At 62.9% G+C, this 20,450-nt stretch carries 18 protein-coding genes, 1 tRNA gene and 1 pseudogene; 7 read left to right on the top strand and 13 right to left on the bottom strand.

Translation table 11 applies throughout. From position 1 onward, the window contains the following. Positions 1–200 precede the first annotated feature (200 nt). Positions 201–1,205 (bottom strand): nucleotide exchange factor GrpE, encoded by a 1,005-nt coding sequence (gene grpE, locus C476_RS09790; RefSeq protein WP_008012399.1) that lies wholly within the window; start codon positions 1,203–1,205, stop codon positions 201–203. A gap of 242 nt (positions 1,206–1,447) precedes the next feature. Here grpE and C476_RS09785 point away from each other — a divergent pair, with 242 nt between their 5' ends. Further along, entirely contained in the window at positions 1,448–2,884 is a 1,437-nt protein-coding gene (locus tag C476_RS09785) for a DEAD/DEAH box helicase family protein (RefSeq protein WP_008012398.1), read from the top strand. A gap of 39 nt (positions 2,885–2,923) precedes the next feature. Here the strand turns inward: C476_RS09785 and C476_RS09780 are convergent, their stop codons facing one another. Then, positions 2,924–3,496, bottom strand: a complete 573-nt coding sequence (locus C476_RS09780) for a diadenylate cyclase (RefSeq protein ID WP_008012396.1) — start codon at positions 3,494–3,496, stop codon at positions 2,924–2,926. Positions 3,497–3,697: 201 nt separating this feature from the next. Between C476_RS09780 and C476_RS09775 the strand changes: the two genes are divergently transcribed. Further along, complete coding sequence (locus tag C476_RS09775) at positions 3,698–5,269, top strand: DUF790 family protein (RefSeq protein WP_008012395.1); 1,572 nt, start codon at positions 3,698–3,700, stop codon at positions 5,267–5,269. Between the two features lie 110 nt (positions 5,270–5,379). Beyond that, the gene (locus C476_RS09770; protein WP_008012394.1) at positions 5,380–5,832 is read left to right on the top strand and encodes a response regulator; all 453 of its coding nucleotides are present in this window, start codon (positions 5,380–5,382) and stop codon (positions 5,830–5,832) included. A gap of 34 nt (positions 5,833–5,866) precedes the next feature. On the opposite strand, the gene C476_RS09765 is transcribed toward C476_RS09770, so the two are convergent. Beyond that, the gene (locus C476_RS09765; RefSeq protein WP_008012393.1) at positions 5,867–6,094 is read right to left on the bottom strand and encodes a DUF5795 family protein; all 228 of its coding nucleotides are present in this window, start codon (positions 6,092–6,094) and stop codon (positions 5,867–5,869) included. Positions 6,095–6,352: 258 nt separating this feature from the next. Continuing rightward, the gene (locus C476_RS09760; protein WP_008012392.1) at positions 6,353–7,150 is read right to left on the bottom strand and encodes a helix-turn-helix transcriptional regulator; all 798 of its coding nucleotides are present in this window, start codon (positions 7,148–7,150) and stop codon (positions 6,353–6,355) included. Positions 7,151–7,294: 144 nt separating this feature from the next. On the opposite strand from C476_RS09760, the gene C476_RS09755 reads away from it, so the two are divergent. Beyond that, on the top strand, positions 7,295–7,624 hold the full coding sequence (locus C476_RS09755; protein ID WP_008012391.1) for a hypothetical protein: 330 nt from the start codon (positions 7,295–7,297) through the stop codon (positions 7,622–7,624). Positions 7,625–7,737: 113 nt separating this feature from the next. Here the strand turns inward: C476_RS09755 and C476_RS09750 are convergent, their stop codons facing one another. Together C476_RS09750 and C476_RS09745 are read right to left on the bottom strand one after the other, a co-directional pair. Continuing rightward, entirely contained in the window at positions 7,738–8,520 is a 783-nt protein-coding gene (locus tag C476_RS09750; RefSeq protein ID WP_008012390.1) for an MOSC domain-containing protein, read from the bottom strand. A 226-nt stretch (positions 8,521–8,746) separates the two neighbouring features. Beyond that, a complete protein-coding gene (locus tag C476_RS09745; protein ID WP_008012389.1) occupies positions 8,747–9,001 on the bottom strand; it encodes a HalOD1 output domain-containing protein in 255 nt (84 codons plus the stop codon). Between the two features lie 386 nt (positions 9,002–9,387). Here C476_RS09745 and C476_RS09740 point away from each other — a divergent pair, with 386 nt between their 5' ends. Next, positions 9,388–11,490 (top strand): PQQ-dependent sugar dehydrogenase, encoded by a 2,103-nt coding sequence (locus C476_RS09740; RefSeq protein ID WP_008012387.1) that lies wholly within the window; start codon positions 9,388–9,390, stop codon positions 11,488–11,490. Between the two features lie 17 nt (positions 11,491–11,507). Here the strand turns inward: C476_RS09740 and lrp are convergent, their stop codons facing one another. Both lrp and C476_RS09730 read right to left on the bottom strand, forming a co-directional pair. Beyond that, a complete protein-coding gene (gene lrp / locus C476_RS09735) occupies positions 11,508–11,963 on the bottom strand; it encodes an HTH-type transcriptional regulator Lrp (protein WP_008012385.1) in 456 nt (151 codons plus the stop codon). A gap of 415 nt (positions 11,964–12,378) precedes the next feature. Continuing rightward, positions 12,379–12,453, bottom strand: a tRNA-Glu gene (locus C476_RS09730). 339 nt (positions 12,454–12,792) lie between these two features. Here C476_RS09730 and C476_RS09725 point away from each other — a divergent pair. Both C476_RS09725 and C476_RS09720 read left to right on the top strand, forming a co-directional pair. Beyond that, positions 12,793–13,530, top strand: a complete 738-nt coding sequence (locus C476_RS09725) for a fumarylacetoacetate hydrolase family protein (RefSeq protein ID WP_008012384.1) — start codon at positions 12,793–12,795, stop codon at positions 13,528–13,530. Between the two features lie 93 nt (positions 13,531–13,623). Further along, a complete protein-coding gene (locus tag C476_RS09720; protein ID WP_008012382.1) occupies positions 13,624–14,328 on the top strand; it encodes an MBL fold metallo-hydrolase in 705 nt (234 codons plus the stop codon). 26 nt (positions 14,329–14,354) lie between these two features. Here C476_RS09720 and C476_RS09715 read toward each other — a convergent pair whose 3' ends face one another. From C476_RS09715 to C476_RS09695, 5 genes and pseudogenes are all read right to left on the bottom strand, one after another. After that, a complete protein-coding gene (locus C476_RS09715) occupies positions 14,355–14,663 on the bottom strand; it encodes a hypothetical protein (RefSeq protein ID WP_008012380.1) in 309 nt (102 codons plus the stop codon). Positions 14,664–14,805: 142 nt separating this feature from the next. Further along, on the bottom strand, positions 14,806–15,897 hold the full coding sequence (locus C476_RS09710; protein ID WP_008012378.1) for a DNA topoisomerase IV subunit A: 1,092 nt from the start codon (positions 15,895–15,897) through the stop codon (positions 14,806–14,808). Further along, positions 15,894–18,347, bottom strand: a complete 2,454-nt coding sequence (locus C476_RS09705; protein WP_008012376.1) for a DNA topoisomerase VI subunit B — start codon at positions 18,345–18,347, stop codon at positions 15,894–15,896. The genes C476_RS09710 and C476_RS09705 overlap by 4 nt, the downstream gene beginning before the upstream one ends. A 118-nt stretch (positions 18,348–18,465) precedes the next feature. Then, a pseudogene (locus C476_RS09700) lies at positions 18,466–18,869 on the bottom strand (DsrE family protein). A 78-nt stretch (positions 18,870–18,947) separates the two neighbouring features. After that, the gene (locus C476_RS09695; RefSeq protein ID WP_049911710.1) at positions 18,948–20,390 is read right to left on the bottom strand and encodes a dihydrolipoyl dehydrogenase; all 1,443 of its coding nucleotides are present in this window, start codon (positions 20,388–20,390) and stop codon (positions 18,948–18,950) included. Between the last annotated feature and the right edge of the window lie 60 nt (positions 20,391–20,450).

Genomic DNA, 20,450 nt, shown 5'->3' with positions numbered 1-20,450 from the left:
GGGACTCGAGCGATCGGCTCCGGGGATGGTGGATTATAGTAGCAACTAAAACGATTCACACACCGATCGCACAGCCCTCGTGCGATCGGGTGTGCATTGACTTTCAGTGGTTACTATCGGAGTCGTCCGAGTCGGCCGCATCGTCAGCGGCAACGTCGCCGCCGAGTTCGATCNTCGTGCGATCGGGTGTGCATTGACTTTCAGTGGTTACTATCGGAGTCGTCCGAGTCGGCCGCATCGTCAGCGGCAACGTCGCCGCCGAGTTCGATCGTGTCGTCAGCGTCGTCTTCGTCCGTGGCTGTAGCGTCGGCGTCGTCGGTCGGCGTGTCAGCGTCAGCGTCGCTCTCGTCGTCTCTCTCGAGTTCGCCGTTCGAGACGGTCACTTGTGCGTTCTGAATGACCTTCTCGCCCATCTCGTAGCCGGGCGTGTAGACATCGGCGATGGTTCCTTCGGGATGGGCGCTGTCGATTTTCATCATGACCTCGTGGCGCTGTGGATCGGTCTCGGTGCCGGGGTCGGGATCGATCTCGGAGACGTTCTCGTCCTCGAGGATGCGGTCGAACTCCCGCAGCGTCATCTCGACGCCCTGCTGGAGGCTCTCGGCGTCGCCGCTTTCCTCCTCGAGAGCGCGTTTCAGATTGTCGCGGACGCCGATAAGTCGCTCGACGAGGTCCTCGGTGGCGCGGTCTTTGATCTGCTGTTGGCGCTTTTTGGCGCGTTTCTTGTAGTTCTGGAAGTCCGCCTGCTTGCGTTTGAGCCGACTTTTCAGATCCTCGATCTCGGCTTCGTACTCGTCGATCGTCGCTTCGGCGTCCTCGAGTTTGGCCTGCAGTTGATCGATCGTCTCGGCCTGGGACTCGATGCGTTCCGTGAGATCCTCGAGTTCCTCGCGCTGGTGGGTCACGGTCTCGTTGAGGTCGCGGGTCTCGTCGACGATCGAAGTGACCTCGTGGGCGAGGTCGTCGTCGAACTCGGTGATGCGATCGAGGATGTGCTGGACGTCCTCGGTCGTTTCGGGAGCCTCGCCAGCCGCGTCGTCAATCGTTTCGGCCGCATTCGAGTCCGAGTCGACCGGTTCGGCTGCCGCTTCCGACGCCCCGGTAGTCGCCGTCTCAGGATCGGCGTCGGCCGTCTCGCCGTCGTCGGATTGCTCCTCGGACGGGACACCCTGGGCTGACGCGTTCGTTCCCTCGTCTTCGCTCATATGGCAGTCAACGAACAGCGGTAATAAAAGGGTTGAGGTACCCGATTACCGTATTCCATCTAGGCCTAAACGCCGTTATTCTATTAGTACGAGCCGGGATAATACTGACCGCAGGCGAGTTCTACCCGACAGCATCGGTTTGAGACCGGCCCCGCTGGAACACACCCTGTGTGCCCGCGGGACGGCACAGCGTTCCACCGAACACCCGACCGTATATGTGCATGCTGTCCCGACTATAGACCGTGACACGGGTCTCGGCGGACGACGCCACGGCGATCGACCTCCGCTACGAGGACGGCACGATCCGACTCGACGGCCTCGAGCAGTCGCCGCTCTCGCCGTCGTCGCTGCAGACGACCCTGCCCGATTTCGAGGCGGACCCGCGAACTGACAGCTGGCGGCTCCCCGCCGGTCAGTATGCCGCCCTGCGGGCTGTACTGGACGGAACAGCCGTCGCGATCGACGATCGCGTCCTCGAACTCGAGTCAGTGGCTCCCCTCGCGTCGGCGTACGAACTCCGCGACTATCAGCAGACGGCGCTCGAGACGTGGCTCGAGACTGACCGCTGGGTCGACGGGCCGACCCTCGAATCGATCGGGCGAGCGCCCGCAGGCGTCCTCGAACTGCCGACCGGCAGTGGCAAGACCGTCATCGCGCTGAAAGCGATCGAACGGCTTGCGGTCCCGACGCTGGTCGTCGTGCCGACGATCGACCTCCTCGAGCAGTGGCAGCGCGAACTCGAACGCGAATTTGGAGGACAGATCGGTCGTTTCGGCGGCGGCGAACAGCGCCTCGAGGCGATCACCGTTTCGACGTACGACTCGGCGTACCTCAAGGCAGATTCCGTGGGCGATCGCTTCGGCTGCGTGGTCTTCGACGAAGTCCATCACCTCGGCGGCGAAGGCTACCGCGAAATCGCACGCCTGCTGGCCGCACCGGCACGGCTGGGGCTGACCGCGACGTTCGAGCGCCCCGACGGCGCACACGAGGTGATCGAGGACCTCGTCGGCCCGCTCGTCCACCGCGTCGACGTCGACGCCCTCGCCGGCGACCACCTTGCCGACTACGACATCAAGCGACTCGAGGTGACACTGACGGCCGACGAGCGCGAAGAATACGAGCGCAATCAGGACGTGTTCACGAGCTACCTCGCGAAGTCGGGTATCGACATGCGCAGCGGCTCGGACTATCAAGAACTCGTCAAACGGTCCGGGAACGATCCCGAAGCCCGGAAAGCGCTACTCGCGCGCCAGCGTGCGCGTGAGATCATGCTTGGGAGCGAAGCCAAACTCGAGGCGCTCACCGAGGTCCTCGACGAGCACCGCGACGAGCGGATCATCGTCTTTACGGCACACAACGATCTCGCGTACGACGTCAGCGAGCGGTTCCTGATCCCGACGATCACTCACCAAACTGGAGCGGCGGAACGCCGGGAGATCTTGGAGCGCTTCCGCGAGGGGACGTATACCCGGATCGCGACCTCGAACGTCCTCGATGAGGGCGTCGACGTGCCAGACGCGAACGTCGCGGTCGTCCTCTCGGGCAGCGGCAGCGAACGGGAATTCACCCAGCGACTTGGGCGGATCCTGCGGCCAACGGCGGACGGAAACCGTGCGCTGCTCTATGAAGTTGTGAGCGAGGGGACCGGGGAAGAGCGCGTCGCTGAGAGGCGACGCTAATGCGGCGTTTCTCGAGCGTTCCGTGACGTGACCGGAGTACTAGTCGTATCCCTCCACGTTCCACTCACTGCCGAGGGCCGGCCGTTCGGACGTCTGAAAGGACCCACACTGGAAGCACGTCACGCGACCGGTCTCCTCGCTGAGCGTCACCGTCGCAACCACGTTCTGTCGCCGTGAGGTGTCCAGCGCGCTCATGTGGCGCGCCCCCATCCAGCCTTCGTACTCGGCCGACTCGGCCGCGTCCGCGAGCTCGTCGGGGGCGAGGTCGCGAAATCGGACTAGCTGTTCCTGGACGACGCCATCGACACTGATCACGACCGCACCGTCGCGGGTCATCGCCACCTCTCGAGCCGTCTCGAAGAAGCTGTCTGAATCTCGATGGACCTCCCGACAGCGGTCCGTCGGCCAACGGTTGTGGCCCATCGGATCCGCGAAGTCGGCGACCGACGGACCGGTGACGACGGCGAGGTACAGGCCGGGACCGCTGACGTACTCCTCGTCCCACCGGTCGAACGCAAGGCTGATGCCCTCGAGCGTGTAGACGAGCCGTCCGATCAGCTCCCGAACGCCGTCGTGGGTTTCGTACGTGATCCGAAGGCCCGAATCGTCCATACCGAGCCGTTATACCGGAGCCCCCGTAATCCCGGCGACCGAGGCGCGTCCCTGATACGGTCTGCTGTAAGTCATTTCCGGAGTGACCGCGAGCCGTCCTGCGGTCCCTCCGGTAAACAGTTACAGCAAACCGTATGAGACCCGGCTGCGAGACGCCGCCGTTCGGGTCACTTTTGCCGTCGCCGCCCCGACTCGAGACTGATGCTGACGAAGGACCTGCTGCGCGTCTCGCGGGCCGGCGGGGGGTATCATCCCCAGTTTGCCGACCGGAGCCATCGGCCACTCGCCGCCCGCGTCATCGGCACCTATCAGGGTCACGTCGGCGAGCCGCGGGCAGCGCTGGAAGACGCACTCACGGGGCTCGAACGCGGGACGCCACGTGTCCCGGATGACTCGAGCGGGCAACCGCGAGAGCGCGAGGCCGACGATTTCAAACTCGCTCGTGGCCTCGCGGCGCTGGTCGAACGGGAGGCGACGTTCGAAACCGACGCGGCGATCGAGCCCGACCGTGCCCGCCGGGTCGCCTTCGAGGCCGCTGAAGCGGTCGGCGTCGTCACCGAAGACGAGCGCGCGATGGCACTCATTCGTGCGAGCGAATCGCTCGACGTGTCGGCCGATGACCTCGAGACGGCGCTCTACGCCGATCTCGAGGAGCGCCAGGTCCTGACCGCAGTCGAACCCCGCTGGGATCCCGACGGGCTGGTCGCCCAGTACAACCTCTCGCTGGCCCAGACGGCGTTGTTCGACGCGACCGAGGTGCGCGTGCGCTCGAGCGATCCCAAAGCGCTGCTTTCGGCGATCAAGCGCCTGCGTTTGATGTACGAGATTCGCCGGCTCGAGGACGAGAGGACGGACCGGCTCTCCGAACGCGAGGTCATCGTCACCGGTCCGACACACCTCTTTCGGGCGACCCGGCGGTATGGCACCCGCTTTGCACGGCTCCTGCGGACCGTCGCGAGTGCCAACGCGTGGCAGCTCGAGGCAACGATCGACGACCGGGGCACAGAGCGAACGCTGACACTCTCCGACGCGGACCCGATTCGGGTTCCCGACGCTGAGCCGGTCGCCGACGTCTCCTTCGACAGCGGCGTCGAAGCTGATTTCGCCGCTCGCTTTTCGACGCTCGATCTCGACTGGGACCTCGTCCGCGAACCCGAACCGCTCGCGACGGGCACGCGGGTGATGATCCCGGATTTCGCCTTCGAGTACGCCCACGGTGACTTCCGCATTTACTTCGAGATTATGGGCTTTTGGACGCCCGAGTACGTCCAGAAGAAGCTCTCCCAGCTCGCCGATCTCGAGGACGTCGCCATGCTTGTCGCCGTCGACGACTCACTGGGTGTCGGCGAGGAGATCGCCGCCCGTGACCACCGGGCGATCCCCTACTCGGGGACGGTACGGGTCAAAGACGTCGCCGATGTCCTCCGAGAGTACGAACGACAGCTGGTTGCCGAGGATGCAGCACAGCTTCCCGACACGTTGCAGCCGGACGACGACGTCATCACGCTCGAGGCGCTCGCCGAACGCCACGGCGTGAGCGCGGCTGCCCTCGCGGACAAAGCCACGCCCGACCACGAACGGGTCGGTCGGACGCTGGTGCGGCCTGCCGTCCTCGAGTCGATCAAGGGCGACCTCGAGGCCGGGATGGCGCTCGAAAACGCCGAGGCGGTGCTCGAGGCAGACGGCCTCTCCGATGCGAGCGCAATCCTTTCGCGACTCGGCTACCGCGTCGAGTGGGACGGATTAGCCGGTGGGACGATCGTCGAGCGGTAGCAGATGACCGCAGCAATGATCATCGATCACTGACGCAGCCGGTATGATCCCAACATGCTTTGTACGTAGCCTTAAGCCTGCAGCTTCCTTTCACTCGAGCGAGCAGACCCGTGTCTCAACAGTCCGACTCCGAGTCCGTGTCTATCTTGCTCGTTGAGGACAACCCCGGCGACGTTCGCCTGATACAGGAAGCGTTCGGAGCGACAGGGTTCGAGCCGACGTTTTACACGGTCGTCGACGGCGACGCAGCCCTCGAGTTCCTGCGGGAGCACGTTTGCGATACGTCCGGCCCCAGCATCGACTTGGTGCTACTCGATCTGAACCTCCCCAGAACTGACGGTTTCGCTGTTCTCGAGGCCATCAAAGACGAACAGGAACTGACGGCCTTGCCGGTCATCGTGCTGACGAGTTCGAAAGCGACCGAAGACATCCGCAAAAGCTACAAGCTGTGTGCGAACGCGTATCTCACGAAACCGAGCGATCCGGCTGAGTTCGCTGCACTCGGCCGGGCGGTCGAGGCGTTCTGGATCGACGAAGCGACGCTACCGTCCGTGTTCTCGTGAGTTCTCGGCGGAGATAGAGCGGTCTTGACGCAGATTAGTTCCGGTCGGTCTCACTCCAATCGCAGTCCTGACACTTACGGCCTGTGACGAGTTCGGTCACGGATGGCATGTACGTCACTGTCAAGACGGACCCGCCACACGCCGGACACTCCTGATCGGCCTCTTCGATCGAGTCGACTTCCATCACGGAGTCACCTTCGACGATCTCGGCAAGCTTTCTTGCAGTCACCATTCGCCCTTCGACGACGCGATTTTCACTCATGCTCGCAGTGTGGAACTGGACGCTCAAAGCGTTTCCTGACACCGGTGAGAAAGACTGATCCGGTCGGACCGGGCCGAGGTCGAAACAGTCGGATGCGGCCCGCCGAGAAGTCTCCATCCAGCGCCTGCGAGGGGACGCTGCTGTGCGGCCATCGACCCACCACCTGCCGCATCCAGTACGGCGAACCGAGACGATATCAGTGTGCCCCACACAGCGTGTGCACGGCGTGCACACCGCGGCTCTTCGAGAATTACTGACTTACGCCTCGCGCTCGAACGGCATCGCTCGTCGCTGGAACGCGTCGAACCGATCGATCGCCCAGTTCTTGACTCGGTCGTCAGTCGACTCGAGTAGCGCCGCCGGGACGCCGCTTTCGTCGTGGACGCCGATCTGGACAGTATTGTCGACGATCCCGAGATAGAATTCGATCTCCGCCGGAGCGACAGAGACTGAGAGTCCGTCGCTGTCGACGACGGCCATGAACTGCTCTGCGATCGGTGATGCCGTCCGAAGCGTCTCTGCGATCGACGTCGTGACGACCAGTTCGACAGTCGCGCCCGTCTCGAGTGCGTCCTGTGTCGTCTCGATCGGCGTGGTTCCGACCGCCGGCAGCAGCAGTCGGGCGTGTTTCGCGTCGGCGAGGCTCGCCGCGTGGCGCTCGACCGGTGCGTAGGGAGTGGCCGTCGTGGATTCGACCACGGTCGCGTCGGCGAGCCGCTCGATGTCGAAGTCGAACGTCTCCGCCGGGAGCCGCTCGAGAACCGGCTTGAGACGCGTCGCCGCCTCGACTCGCTCGAGCGCCGCTGACAGGCCACTCGTGACGAGCGCGCCGGCAGCTGTCAGCTCGTACTGTCGGTTCCGTTCACGAATCAGCCCTCGATCGGTCAGTCCCTGCAGACTTCGTTGGAGCGTCGTCCGGACGACGTCGACTTCGGCGGCCAGCGAGTCTCTCGATGCGATACCGTCCTCTGCGAGCGTTTCGAGGATCGAAACGCGACTCGGAGATCGGGCCACGAACTCGAGCGTCCCGATCGCCTCCCCCCTTCGATCGGCCATCACACATTGACTCTCCGAGCGAATCCACTTTATCGCTCTGGCCCCACAGGCTAGCAACGGAGCGTCGGAACCGCGTCCTCGGCGCGCGGTCGGCATGTGCATGCGGGCACAATCATATAGCTGCGCGTGTCCGACTACTGATGCATGGAGACGCGATGGGCGACCGTCGACGGCGTCAGCCTCGAGCTACCGGTTAACTGTACCGCCGGCGAACTCCGGGCAGCCCTGTCCAAGCCAGACGACGCCGTCTTGATCGCGGTGACGGGGGATCTCGTTTCGATCGTCAACGATCAGGAGCGGCCGCTCTCGGAGCTAATCGCCGGCTGTGCACACACGTATTACTTCCGACGGCCATGCGAGCCGGCACGGAACGAATTGTTAGCAACGCTGGACCTCGAGATGGTCCTCTCGGGGTCAGACGACGAGCAATCGGGGGCCGAGACAACGTTCGAGCGTCCCGGAATCGACCACTGAGACGGACTGCTGTCACGGGTTTCCGGCGCATCCAGACGGCGGGTCGCGGGTGCGGCGGCACTGACTGACAGCAGACCGTCTGACAGCAGCCCGCACGAACCGGCGGCCAACCGCTATTGGATTCCGTTCGTCACGACATCGACCGGATCGTCCACGCAAAGCGTCTCGCCGCGGTCGCGGTCGGGGACGCGGGTAAGGATCGTCAGCGAATAGTAGTGATCGAACGCGTCGGCGTCCGCCCAGTCGGGAAACGTCGCTTCGCGACGCCGAACGAACCGCTCCCGAAAGCCCGGTGTTACCTCACCAGTGTCGGGGTCGCGCTGGGGAACGATACACCGGGCACACGGTTTGACACCCTCGAACCGGACGCCGCCGATCTCGAACGCCGGCGCGTCCGCGCCGACGAACTGATCCTCCCAGAACGGCTCGACGCCGCCGATCTCGATGTTCGTCCGGAGTCGCCGGCGCACGTCGTCGACCGTTGTCTCGTCGAACCAGTCGGCGACGGTACGAAGCGTCGCCGTGCTGACCACCGACGGCCCCATCTCGCGTCGGTCGACGAATCCCAGCGACCGATCCCGCTCGAGCGAAAGCTCCACGTCGAACCACTCGCTGAACCAGGCCGTCGCGGTCTCGGGCTCGTTCTCGAGGTCGAACCGTCGGTGCTCACCATCAGGCGTCACAACCGTGAGCACAGCCGTCTCCGGATCGAACCCAGTCTCGAGATCGTGGACACGGGCAGTTCGTTTCCCGTTGATCACCTCGCCGTCGGCGTCGACCAACGCGAACTCTCGGTCGTGTTCGATGGTCCCTCCGTCGAGGACGGCCGCTCGCTCGAGGTCGATACCGTCGAGTGATTTTACCGGATAGGCCCTGAGCCGCTCGAGTCGTGCCATTGATTGCTCGTATCGACTGCTGTCGCATTACAGTAGCGACTGCACCGAGGTCCGGTACTGGTCTCTCGCGACCGAGTCACTCACGAACAGACGCAGAGGAAAATAGAGAGCAGCAAACAGGGTGGGTAGATGCCGTCTCCCACTCATACGGTCTGCTGTACCGATGTACCGGTGCAACCGCAGTGCGGGTCGCGGTTGTACCGGAAATGACTGACAGTAGTCCGTCTCAATCGATCGTCACGACAGTGTCCCCGGTTTCGTCAAAGGAAATATGAATCTGGTGGCCCGCGTACGTGAATTCGACGGTGCCAGAACGACGTCTCCCGGACGCAGTCGTCTCGAAAACCGTCGCAAGTGCGTCCGGATCGATCGCATCGAACAACGGGGGTAACTCTACCGGTTCGGTTCCCTCGAGTGCTGCGACGCCAGTGACGACTCGTTCGTACACCTCGTCAGTGTCGACGGCAAGCGTTTGCACCATTGCCAGCTATCGCCACATCTCTCCATTAGTAGCTTTCGGAACATTTATTATAAACAACCATTATGAAATGGCGCTAACACCCGAATACGGGCCGCAGCCAGGCCAAACAAGGCTTGTGTATCCGGCAACCGACACACTCGGATGGCGGCTGTCATGGCCAAAGCCCACGTTTACTTCTCAGTTTGTGAGACGATATCGCGTGGGGGTGAGCAAATTCCGCTGATCGAAAACAGTTATTAGGGTTTGATAAAACCGAATTACGGAATTCGAATTCGAACACGATCGATTTATCCAAGGAACGATCAATTCAGCTTATTCCACTATGTCAGTAGATCTCAGACGCGGGGCGAGAGAGACACGATCCAGCACGGCGGCTTACTGCTACCATGACACGAAACGACGATTCCACACCGGCGGTTTCGAGGCGGACGGTTCTTCGTTCATCCGCAGCGCTCTCCGCGGCGGGGCTTGCACTACCGGTACTCGGTCAGCAAGACGCGATTACCGGCGAGATCAGACTGGGCGGGCAGATCAGCGGGTGGGTCGGACAGGAACCCGAACCGATCGCGGACGAACGAAACCCGACGCTTCGGCTCGTGGAGGGCCGAGACTATACGCTCATCTGGGAGAACGTAGACGGTGCGGGACACAACTTCGTCATCGAAAACGAGGCAGGCGATGAGGAGTTCGTCTCGACGGATATCCTCGCGATGGAAGGCGAGACCCAGACTGTCGAGTTCACCGCACAGGAGGGAATGGCAGCGTACTACTGTCAACCCCACACCAGTACGATGCGCGGCGAAATCGAGCTCGTCGGCGAGGAGGGCAACGGCGATATGGCCGCAGCACCCGACCAGGTGATCGGTCAGGGACCGACCGTCGGCATCGAGACGGTCGCAGAAGGGCTGACTGCCCCGACGAGTCTCACGGTCGCCGACGAAGACGCCGACCGACGGTTCATCACCGATCAGACGGGACAGATCTACGTCCACGGACCTGACGGCCTCGAGGACGAGCCGTTCCTCGACATCTCGGACCAGCTCGTCGAGTTCATGGAGTTCGACGAGCGCGGGCTGCTCGGCCTCGCGTTCCATCCCGAGTTCGCCGACAACGGTCAGTTCTACGTCCGGTACAGCTCGCCACCACGGGACGGAACGCCCGAGGAGTACGATCATACGTTCGTCCTCTCGGAGTTCCAGACGGCAAGCGACGACAACGCAACGGCCGACCCGGACTCCGAGCGAGTAATCCTCGAGATTCCGGAGCCGCAGTTCAATCACAACTCGGGGAACATCTGCTTCGGTCCCGACGGCTACCTCTACGTGGGAACCGGTGATGGCGGCGGTGCGAACGACACAGGAACCGGCCACGTCGACGACTGGTACGACGAGAACGACGGCGGCAACGGGCAGGACACTCAGGAGAACCTCCTCGGCGCAATCCTCCGGATCGACGTCGACCAAGAAGGAGAAACGACGCCGTACGCGATTCCGGATGACAATCCACTGGTCGATCAGGAGGGCGAACTCGGCGAACACTACGCCTGGGGCTTCCGGAACCCGTGGGGGATGTCCTTTACCGACGGCGGCGAACTCCTCGCTGCAGACGTCGGACAAAACCTCTTCGAGAGCGTCAACCACGTCCAGCGGGGCGGCAACTACAGCTGGAACGTCAAGGAAGGAACCCACTGCTTTAGCACAGAGATGCCCAGTGAGCCACCGCAGAACTGTCCCCAGCGCACGCCAGAGGACGTTCGCGGTGGCGAACCCCTCCTCGATCCAGTGATCGAGTATCCCCACGAAGTCAGCGTCCTCGAGCCAGAACTCGGTGCCGAAAACGGTGGCGGCAACGAGACCGACGCCGGAAACGAAACCACGAGCGGCACCGAGACTGCGGCCGGCAATGAAACCGCTAGCGGAACCGGCGTTGGCGGTGAAGGGGTCAGCGGCGGTCAGATCGGCGTCTCCGTCACCGGTGGCTCCCTCTACGAGGGCGGCGAAATCAGCGACCTCGAGGGAACGTACGTCTTTGGCGACTGGAGTATCGACGGCCAGAACCCGGGCACCGTGTTCCTTGCCCGCCCGCCTGAAGGCTGGCAGGACGCCAGCGGCGACAGAGGGGAGACGGAACCCGGGCCATCGACGGACGACGCGGAGGGTAACGAAACAGTCGATAACGAAACGGCAATCGGTAACGAAACGGACAGCAACGGGACCGGGACGGCAGCTGAGGGAGAAGCCACACAGGAATCCGGCCAGGATGGACTGTGGCCCATCGAGCAGATTCAACTCGAGGGCGAGGCGGCCGAGAACGGTCGCCCGACCGGCTTCGTCTACGCCTTCGGCGAGGGGGCCGATGGCGAGATCTACGTCCTCACGACCAGTACGTCGACGGTCGAGGGCGAAGGAGCTGTCCACCGCCTTGTCCCGGCCGATGGCGATGGTGGTGAGGAACCGGCAGAGCTGAGACGACAGCCACAGTCGGTATGATCTCGTTCGGCCGTCGATTACGCCGTCTCGAGTTCGAACTGTTCGTTCTCGGAGACGATGTTGAGCACGATGCTCGTGTTCGACTGCTTGATATCTGGGTCGGTGATCAGGGACTTGATCTCGTCGTTCATGTCATCCGTATCTTTGAACTTCCCGATCGCGATGACGTCGTAGTCTCCCGTCACTTCGTAGACGGAGATCATCTGCCGGTGGTCTTTGAGCGTCTGTGTGATTTCGGGTAGCGCACTCCCTTCGGCTTTCAGTTGCATGATCGCCGTGACGTCGTAGCCGAGTGCGTCGTAGTCGACCTGTGGCGTGTAGCCTTCGATCACACCCTCGTCCTCGAGATCCGAGAGGTGGTTCGAGACCGTCGTGACGGAGACATCGAGCGTTTCAGCCAGACTTCGGAGACTGGCCCGACCATCACCAAGAAGTTCGTTTACCAGATCTGCATCCAGATGCTCGTAGGTCATTAGCTGGCCCAACGTACGCCACGTACTAGAGGTTTACGAACATCCAGTTCTAGCCAGAGTCAGTGAGGTGATGTCATATGGTAGACGGCAGTCTCTTGCATAGCGGTAGATTAGTTGGACCGATGCCAGCGTTCGTATCTGTCAGGAGGATCGTGTCACTGTCTCTCAGTTTTCGATCGTCACCGGGGACGCTGTCGCCAGTCGTGCTCGAGTCGACTGCTGACTCGTCGGTGGACGCCGATCCGGACATCGTCACCGGCTGCCGGAATTGACGGCCATCGAATCGTGAAAGCTCGGTAGAAGTGCTCTGTCTGGGATTTGAACCACGCGAAACGCTCGCTACCGCGTGCGTTCCTCTACTTCAAATCCCAGAGCGTGCGCTTCCTTCTTTACTCACGTCGTTCGTTCAGAAGAGTGCTCCGTCTGGGATTTGAACCCAGGTCATCGGCTCGAAAGGCCGAAATGATTGGCCGGACTACACCAACGGAGCGATCACGCTGTTCTCGCACCGAGGCTCGCTTCACTGCGTTCAGCGACCCAACGGAGCGATCCGTCACACACCTCGTGTGCAATTCATCGTTGCCGGGGGCTAGTAAAAAGCGTTCCGTTCCGTGCCGACGATGGCACGCTCTCACGCACCCATCACGACACCAGTCACTGTCGGGATAGTGACATTCTGCTGAGTCCCATCCAGAGATCACGCTCGGTTTCCAACAGACTGGATCGGGCCGAGCCGATCGCGGGGGCGGGGCGCACGAGATGTATTGCTGTCACCGCACACTGGCCGCCTCCTCAACGCTTTTGATCCCCGGTGCCCATTCCACCGAGCATGAAATACGTCCGCTTTCGCGATCCAGCCGGCGCAGTCCGCCGTGGCGAGTACGAGAACGGAACCGTTCACTTCGCAACCGAGAGCTACGACCTCGAGAGTGACGAGATCGATATCCTCCCGCCGTCGGAGCCCTCAAAGATCGTCTGTATCGGGAAGAACTACGCCAAACACGCCGCCGAACTCGATTCGGAGGTCCCCGATCGGCCGATGCTCTTTCTCAAGCCGCCGAATACGCTCGCGGCCCACGGCGATACCGTCACCCTGCCGGCGGGGAAAGACCGCATCGACCACGAGGCCGAGCTCGGCGTCGTCATCGGCGAGCAGTGTCGTCACGTCTCCGAAGCCGATGCGATGGACGTCGTGGCGGGCTTTACCTGCGTTAACGACCTCTCGAACCGAGACGACCAGCGCCAGGAACAAAACTGGATCCGCGGCAAGGCCTTCGACGGTGCTGCGCCGATGGGGCCGGTGCTTGCGACCCCCGACGAAGTCCCCGCCGATGCCGCTGTCCGAACCCGCGTCAACGGCGAGCTCAAACAGGACGGCTCCCGCGAGAACCTCATCTTCCCCATTCCGGAGCTGATCGCCGAGATCACGACCTACCTCACCCTCGAACCCGGCGACGTGATCGCGACCGGCACGCCCGAGGGCGTCGGTCCGCTCGCCGACGGCGACGAGATCGAAATCGAAGTCGAGGGTGTCGGGACGCTCGAGCACTCGGTCCGAATCCCCTGATACGGCCTGCTGTCCCGATGTCCCGGTGGGACCGCGACGGTCGCGGTCCCACCGGAACTGACTTACAGTCGTCCGTCTGACGCCGAGACGAGCATGACCGTCCACTTCGACGCCGTGACCGTCGACTGGTTCGGCCTCGCGACCGTCCGGCTCGAGGGCCAGACAGGCGCGGTCGTCTACATCGATCCCGGCCCCGAGGAGTACGGCGTGTTAGACGGCCTCGAGCCCCGCGACGGGGACCTGATCCTCGTCAGCCACGCCCATCATTACGACCCCGATTCGATCCGACGGGTCGCCCGGGAAGACGCGCTGGTCGTCGTCCACGAGTCGATCGACACAAGCGAGAGCGCCCGCGTCGACGAGGATCCCGACGGCCTGCCGTTCGACGTGGAACGCGTCGGCGCGGACGAAGCGTTCGCGCTTGGGCCGCTCGATTTGTTCACGACGCCAGCATACAACGATCCCGACGGACCACACGTCGACGACGACGGTCGACCCTACCATCTCGAGGGACAAGGGTGTGGCTTCGGCGTCACTGTCGACGGCGTCACGGCGTTTTGGCCCGGCGATACCGACGTGCTGCCTATCCACGAGGACGTTCCGGTCGATTGCTTCCTCCCACCGATCGGTGGCACGGTCACGATGGATCGTCACGACGCGGCAGCGCTGGCTGCCCGGCTCGAGCCGGATGTCGTGCTCCCAGTCCACTACGATACGTTCGCGGCGATCGAAACCGACACCGACGCGTTCGTCGTCGACGTTGCACGCCGCGGTGTTCCGGTTGTCCTCGACGAGTAACGGATCGTCCAACGCCGACGCTGCGCTCAGACGCCGACACGAGACCAGACGAACGCCCCGAGAACGACGAGCGCGAGGACGCCGACCACGAGCCACTGACCCAGTGCGCTGTCGATGAACAATCCGAAGACATCGATTGCGGAGCCAGTCGCCTGCAGGAGTCCCAGTGCCAGCACGAGAACGAGTGCGATCGAGATCAAGCCGATCGTGACGCCCTCTTTCATCATCCACGCGGTCTCGTCGGCCTCCTGCGTGCCGGACGTCGTTGGTTCGTCGATCGCCTCCTTGTCTGGGTCGCTGTGTATCGGCCGTTGGCCGTCCTTTTCATCCGTCATAGCACCGTTCTAGACGGAGACTGGCGATGTGGCCGGGAACCGGTTGCACCTGCAGACAGAGGCCATCGCTGAACAGGTAAGTCAGAACGTGTCGGAAAACAGCAGTGAACGCGCGCCTCGAGAGAGGACTCGATGCGACGCTCTAGAAGACGCCCATCTCGGTGAGCCGTTCGGGAAGATACGTCTCCGTCACAAAATCAAGCCCGTGTGACGCCAGTGCCTGCTGTTCGGACTTCTTCCCGAGGTCGAGTTGCAGTTCGATCTGTTCCTCCCAGTAGTCGGTCTGGAAGCGCGGGTCCTCGAGTTCGCTCTCCAAGGCGTTGATGTCCGAATCAGAGAGCGGGTCGGTCGGCAGGTCGTACTCGACGATGTCGGCGGGCTGGATGCCGATGAACTGCGCCTCGGGGGTCGCTAAGTACTCCGAGAGGTGGGCGGACTTAATCGAGCCGTAGGCGACCGAGCCGTAGATGCGGTACGACCACGGATCACCGTCTGTAAAGACGGTAACGGGAAGGTCGAGTTCGTCGTGGAGTCGCTTCGTGATCCGGCGAGTCGCCCGCGCAGGCTGACCCTTGAGGTGGACGATCAGGGCGTTGTACTCATCGTCGAAGCCGTTCTCGACGAGTCGGTCGCGCATCCCACCGGTCTCCACTGCGAGGATGAAGTCGGCGTCACAATCGAGGAAGTCGATCGTGTCGGGGTTGTTCGGGATCTGATAGCCGCCCTCGCCGACGTCTTTCTGACAGTGGATCTCGCGTTCGCCGCGGCGGGTCTGTTCGCGGAGGTGCAGCGGTCCCATGAGCGTCGCGCCCGACTCCTCGGGGCGCATGTGGAAGTCCTCGCGGGTGACCCCAGAGACGATCTCTAAGTCCTCGATGAGCCCGTTCGATTCGTCCTGATCCGAGAACTGGGCTTCCTCGTTGTCCCAGCTCTCCGAGAGGTAGTAGAGTTCACGCAGGGTCGAAGAGCGATCCGCCTCGAGTTGGTCGGCGAGGAACTCGATGGTGTAGACCGCCTTCAGGAGTTTTCGCGCCCCTCGAACCGAGTTCGCCGATCGAGTCGACTCGCGGTCGCCATAAACCCAGACGGCTTTCTCCTCGTCGTACTCGATGTTGTTCTTCGTCCGCGTCGGAACGGACATGTGCGGGATCTCGCCCAGTTCGAACTGGTCGTAGAACTGCGCTGCGAGATCGATCAGCTGCTCTCGTGCCTGCTGGTCGTTGTCTGCACTCATTGTTTCACGGTAAGTTTCTCGCTTTCGACACCTTTCACGTCCAGATCGAACGTCGCGTCATCCGGGACCTCGTACTCGAGCGTGGCCTCGTCGTCGCTTCCCACCTCGGGTTCCCACTTGACGAACCACTCGCCATCCATCTCGACGACGGTCGCGCCGTCCGAGAGGTTCGTCGGTTCGGCCGAGACGATGTCGGTGATCTCGAGCGATTCGTTCGTACTCGAGTTGTTCTCGACGACGACGGAGACGGCCTGACCGTCACCGTTCGCTTTGGTCTGGCGCTCGACGAGCACGTTGTTCATGATGCGGGCGATCGCGTCGTCGATGTCGGGTTCATCACGGCCGGTGACTTCGGCGACCTTCGTGGCCATCTCGGGGAGGATCTTCCCGAGGACGTTCTGTTTCTTCCGGCGCTTTTGCATCGACCGGCGCTTGTTCAGATAGCTCTTGAGCTCGCGTGCCGCTTCCCGAATGGCGAGTTCGATCTCGTCTTCGATCTCGGGAACGTTGGCGATGGCGTCTTTCGACTCGCTGGTGAAGGGCACGTTCGTCGAGGCGACGTGGATCATGATCACGACCGGCCCGTTCGGTAGGCCGGAGCCACCGGGCTGGTCGAGCCCGTAGTTGCGCCAGCCGATCGTCTTGACCACGTCAGTCGTCGCACAGGCCCCACGCTGGTAGACCAGCGGAACGCGGTTTGCAAAGCGCATGACCTCTGCGGTCCCTTCGGCCGGTAGCTCCCCACCGTAGGCGATGCCAGCCTCGACGATGAACGGATCGCCGCCGGAGACGCCAGCGTCACGCGTCGCGGAGGCATAGAAGTCGGCGTCGAACTCCTTCTCTAAGCCGGCGGTGATGAGGTCTTCTGAGATCGGGGAGAGACACCGCGTCGGCGGAGCCATAATATCGGTCGCGCGCATCGCGTCGACGAGGTCGCTGGTGGCGTCACGGTCGCCATTGAGTTCGCGGACGAGCGGCGGGTCGTCGGGAACCGTCGCCATGACGTCCCAGACGGCCTCGACGACGTTTTCGCGAGCCGTCTCGCCGAAGGAGACCTCGTCGTACTCCTCGGTCAAGTCTGCGGCTCGGTCGACGAACTCCCGAAGCGTTGCGCGTGTGAGTCGGTGGCGATCGTCCTCGAGGTCCTCGAATTTCCCTGCGAGCCGGTCTGCGAAGGCGTGGATCGTCTCGTCGTCTTTCCGCGTGCTCGTCGCGTCGTCTGCGAGGTCGTAGAGGTCGGCGACCAGCCGCGAGTCGCCGTCTTCGCCGGTGGCTGCGTTAGCATCGTCCGCCCCAGAAGCGTCGATAACCTCGAGCCAGATGGCCTCGGCGACGTTTTCCTGAACGGTGTCGCCGAACGTTTCGTCGTGTTCCTGTTCACATTCCTGTGCGCTTTCGTTGACGATATCGAGGAGCTGATGGTGTGCGATTCGATCTTTATCCGCTACCTTCGAGGCGATTTTGTCCGAAAACGCGCCCGTCGCAGCGACGCTCTTGTTTGCCGTTGCGTTGCTTGCGACGCCTTTGATATCGATATCGTCGAGCCCGCGCGGAGTTCGCCAGCACATCTCGCGGCCGTAATATCGATCCCGGAACGCGTCGATGATCGAGTCGGCGGTCTTTTTCCCAACACGCGTAAACTCCTCCTGGACGAAGCCGGAGACCGTCTGGGAGTCGGTCGCCGCCAACATCTTCATCACGGTGCCGAGTTCGACGCCGTGTGGGTGTGGGCGGATCTCCTCGGTCTCCGCCGGAAGCTGATCGGTTGCGCGCTCGAATTTGAAGTGTTCCTGGGGCTCGCGCAGCTCGAGGCGGGCGTGGGGGTTGACGACCGCCGTGTGCTTGATGTAGTCGTGGAGCTGCCCGCGGGCACGCATGTTGGCCTCCATCTCGAGTTCGATGCGGGTGCCATGGGGCCGATCCCACGTGGTCGTCTCCTCGACGCTGATCTCGGGCTCGTTGTTGTCGGTGTCGACGATGAGTTCGAAGTACTGTGCCTCGCTCGAGCCCTGGGTTCGGCTGGTGATCTTGGCGGGTTTCCCGCTGGTCAGTTGCGAGTAGAGGACGGCGGCAGAGATCCCGATCCCCTGCTGGCCACGAGACTGTTCGCGTGCGTGAAAGCGAGAACCGTAGAGAAGCTTCCCGAACACCTTGGGGAGGGAGTCTTTCGTGAGCCCGGGCCCGTTGTCCTCGACGATCAGGCGGTAGTAGTCGCCGGCTTCCTGAATCTCGACGTAGATATCCGGGAGAATACCGGCCTCCTCGGCGGCGTCTAAGGCGTTGTCAACGGCCTCCTTGACGGCCGTGACGAGGCCTCGAGCGCCGCTGTCGAAGCCGAGCATGTGCTTGTTCTTCTCGAAGAACTCGGCGATGGAGATCGACTGCTGGCTTTCTGCCAGCTCCTCGGCGATCCCCGGCTCGTCACCGAGTGTCGACTGGAACGACGTCATCGTCTCCCTGTACTAACGGCGGGGCTAAAAGCTGTGTGCTACCGGAGTGAAAGTGAATCGCACGGGGTTTCGTGGTGGTTCGGGACGTAGTGGGGCCAGCAGGGACCCCGTTGCTGTCTCAGAACGTGATAATCTCGGAGTCGTCGTCGACCAGCGAGCGAATGCTGGGATGGCCGCCGTTCTCGGCGGCGGTGATGATATCAGCAGCGTCGACGATGTCGTCGACCCCGAAGGCGTTGGCACAGTAGTCACAGACGACCACTTCGTTGCGTATCGACCGATAGAGAGTGTGATAGTCGTGACTCTCGTCTTCGAGTTCCGGAATCCACTGCGTTCCGGCACCGTCGAATATCAACTCTACAGATGAGCAAGGCGAGTGCCTCGGGACGTGACCCCGAGGCAGTTCACCCCGTCGTTGGGATTGTCGGCGAATCCCGCGGCCGTCTCGAGGCCGTTGACGAGTCGGCCGAGGTCGGCGTGTGATGCCATCCCTGCCAAGATCACGATCGCTGCGGTTGCCATTGTAGCCGGCACTGCGGTCCGGGACGAGAAAAGCCGATATCGGTCGTGTACTGCGTGTGCAGATCCGGCGACGATGTACTAGCTGTGGTCGTGATCGTGGCCGTGTTCGTGGCCACCTCGAGTGAACTGCCCTGCGAACGCGCGCTGGACGACCTCCGAGAGCGCCGGGTGGATGTGAACCGACTCTCGGATATCGGAGATCGTCCCGGATCCGGCCGTCATCGCCACGACGACTTCTTCGATCAGGGTCGAGGCGTCGGGGCCGATGATGTGACAGCCCAGAATTTCGCCCTCGAGGTCGATGAGCGGCTTGACGAACCCCTCGGCGTGCATCGCGCTCCCGCGAGCAGTCTCCTCGTATCGATACGTTTGTTTCGCGTACTCGCGGTCCGCGGCGCGCAGTTCCTGTTCGGTCAGCCCGACGCCGGCGACCTCCGGCGAGGCGAAGACGGCAAACGGCATCGCCGTGTAATCGACCGGCTCGAGGTCCTCGCCGAACAGATTGCGCATGACGGCCTGGGCTTCGTGGTTCGCGTTGTGTTTCAACAGGTACTCGCCGACGATATCGCCGAGCGCCCAGACGCCGTCAGCGGTCGTCCGCAGGTACTCGTCGGTCTGTACGAACCCGTCGCGGTCGGTTTCGATACCGGCGGCCGCGACGTTCAGCGTGTCGGTGTTGGGAACGCGACCGGTCGCGACGAGCAGTTCGTCGCCGGTAACGGAAATGGTATCCCCCGGGCGTGGCCCGCCGCCATCATCGTAGGTGTAGGGACGCGCCTCGACGGTGATCGGGTCCTCGCCCTGCAGGACCGCAGTAGCCTCGTAGCCGGAATAGACGTCGAATCGGTCCGCGTAGCGCTCGGTGAATTCCGCAGCGACGTCCTCGTCAGCCTCGGGAAGCAGGTTCGGCCGCCGACTGATGATGGACACGTCGCTGCCGAACGTCCCGAAGAACTGGCCCAGTTCGGCGGCGATGTAGCCGCCGCCGACGATCACGAGGTGGTCCGGCGGGCTCTCTAACTGCAGTGCCTCGGTGCTGGTGAGGAAGTCGACGGTTTCGATGCCGTCGATCGGCGGAATCGCCGGACGCGTCCCCGCTGCGACGAGGACGGTGTCCGCGCCGAGGCGCTCACCGTCGTGGCTCCCGCCGTCGAGTTCGATCGTCCGTTCGTCGACGAACCGACCTTCCGCCTCGTACAGGTCGATCCGATCCGACGAGTGCAGGCCGCGCCGGATCGCGTCCGAACTGCCGTGGACGTCCTCGGTGACCTCGCGGACGATGTCCGCGAACTGAACGTCGTTCACCGTGGCGTCGATGTTGAACTCGCCGGCGCGCTCGATCGTCTCCATTACGTCGGCGTGATATAACAGCTTCTTCGACGGGATACAACCGCGGTTGAGACAAGTCCCGCCGAGTCGCCCTTTCTCGACGACCGCGACCGATTGTCCCTGGTTCGCCGCTACGTTTGCCACGTCGAGCCCGGAGCCGGAACCGATAACGAGGAAATCGTACTCCTCCATACCGCCCGACACAACCCGCAGCGCAATGAAGCCCAGTCCGGGATGTTCCGGGACGCGGAC

The sequence above is a fragment of the Natrinema limicola JCM 13563 genome, from assembly GCF_000337475.1.
In the GTDB taxonomy this organism is placed as follows: domain Archaea; phylum Halobacteriota; class Halobacteria; order Halobacteriales; family Natrialbaceae; genus Natrinema; species Natrinema limicola.
The sequence above is the reverse complement of the archived record's forward strand: the minus strand, read 5'-3'. Positions and strand labels throughout refer to the sequence as shown.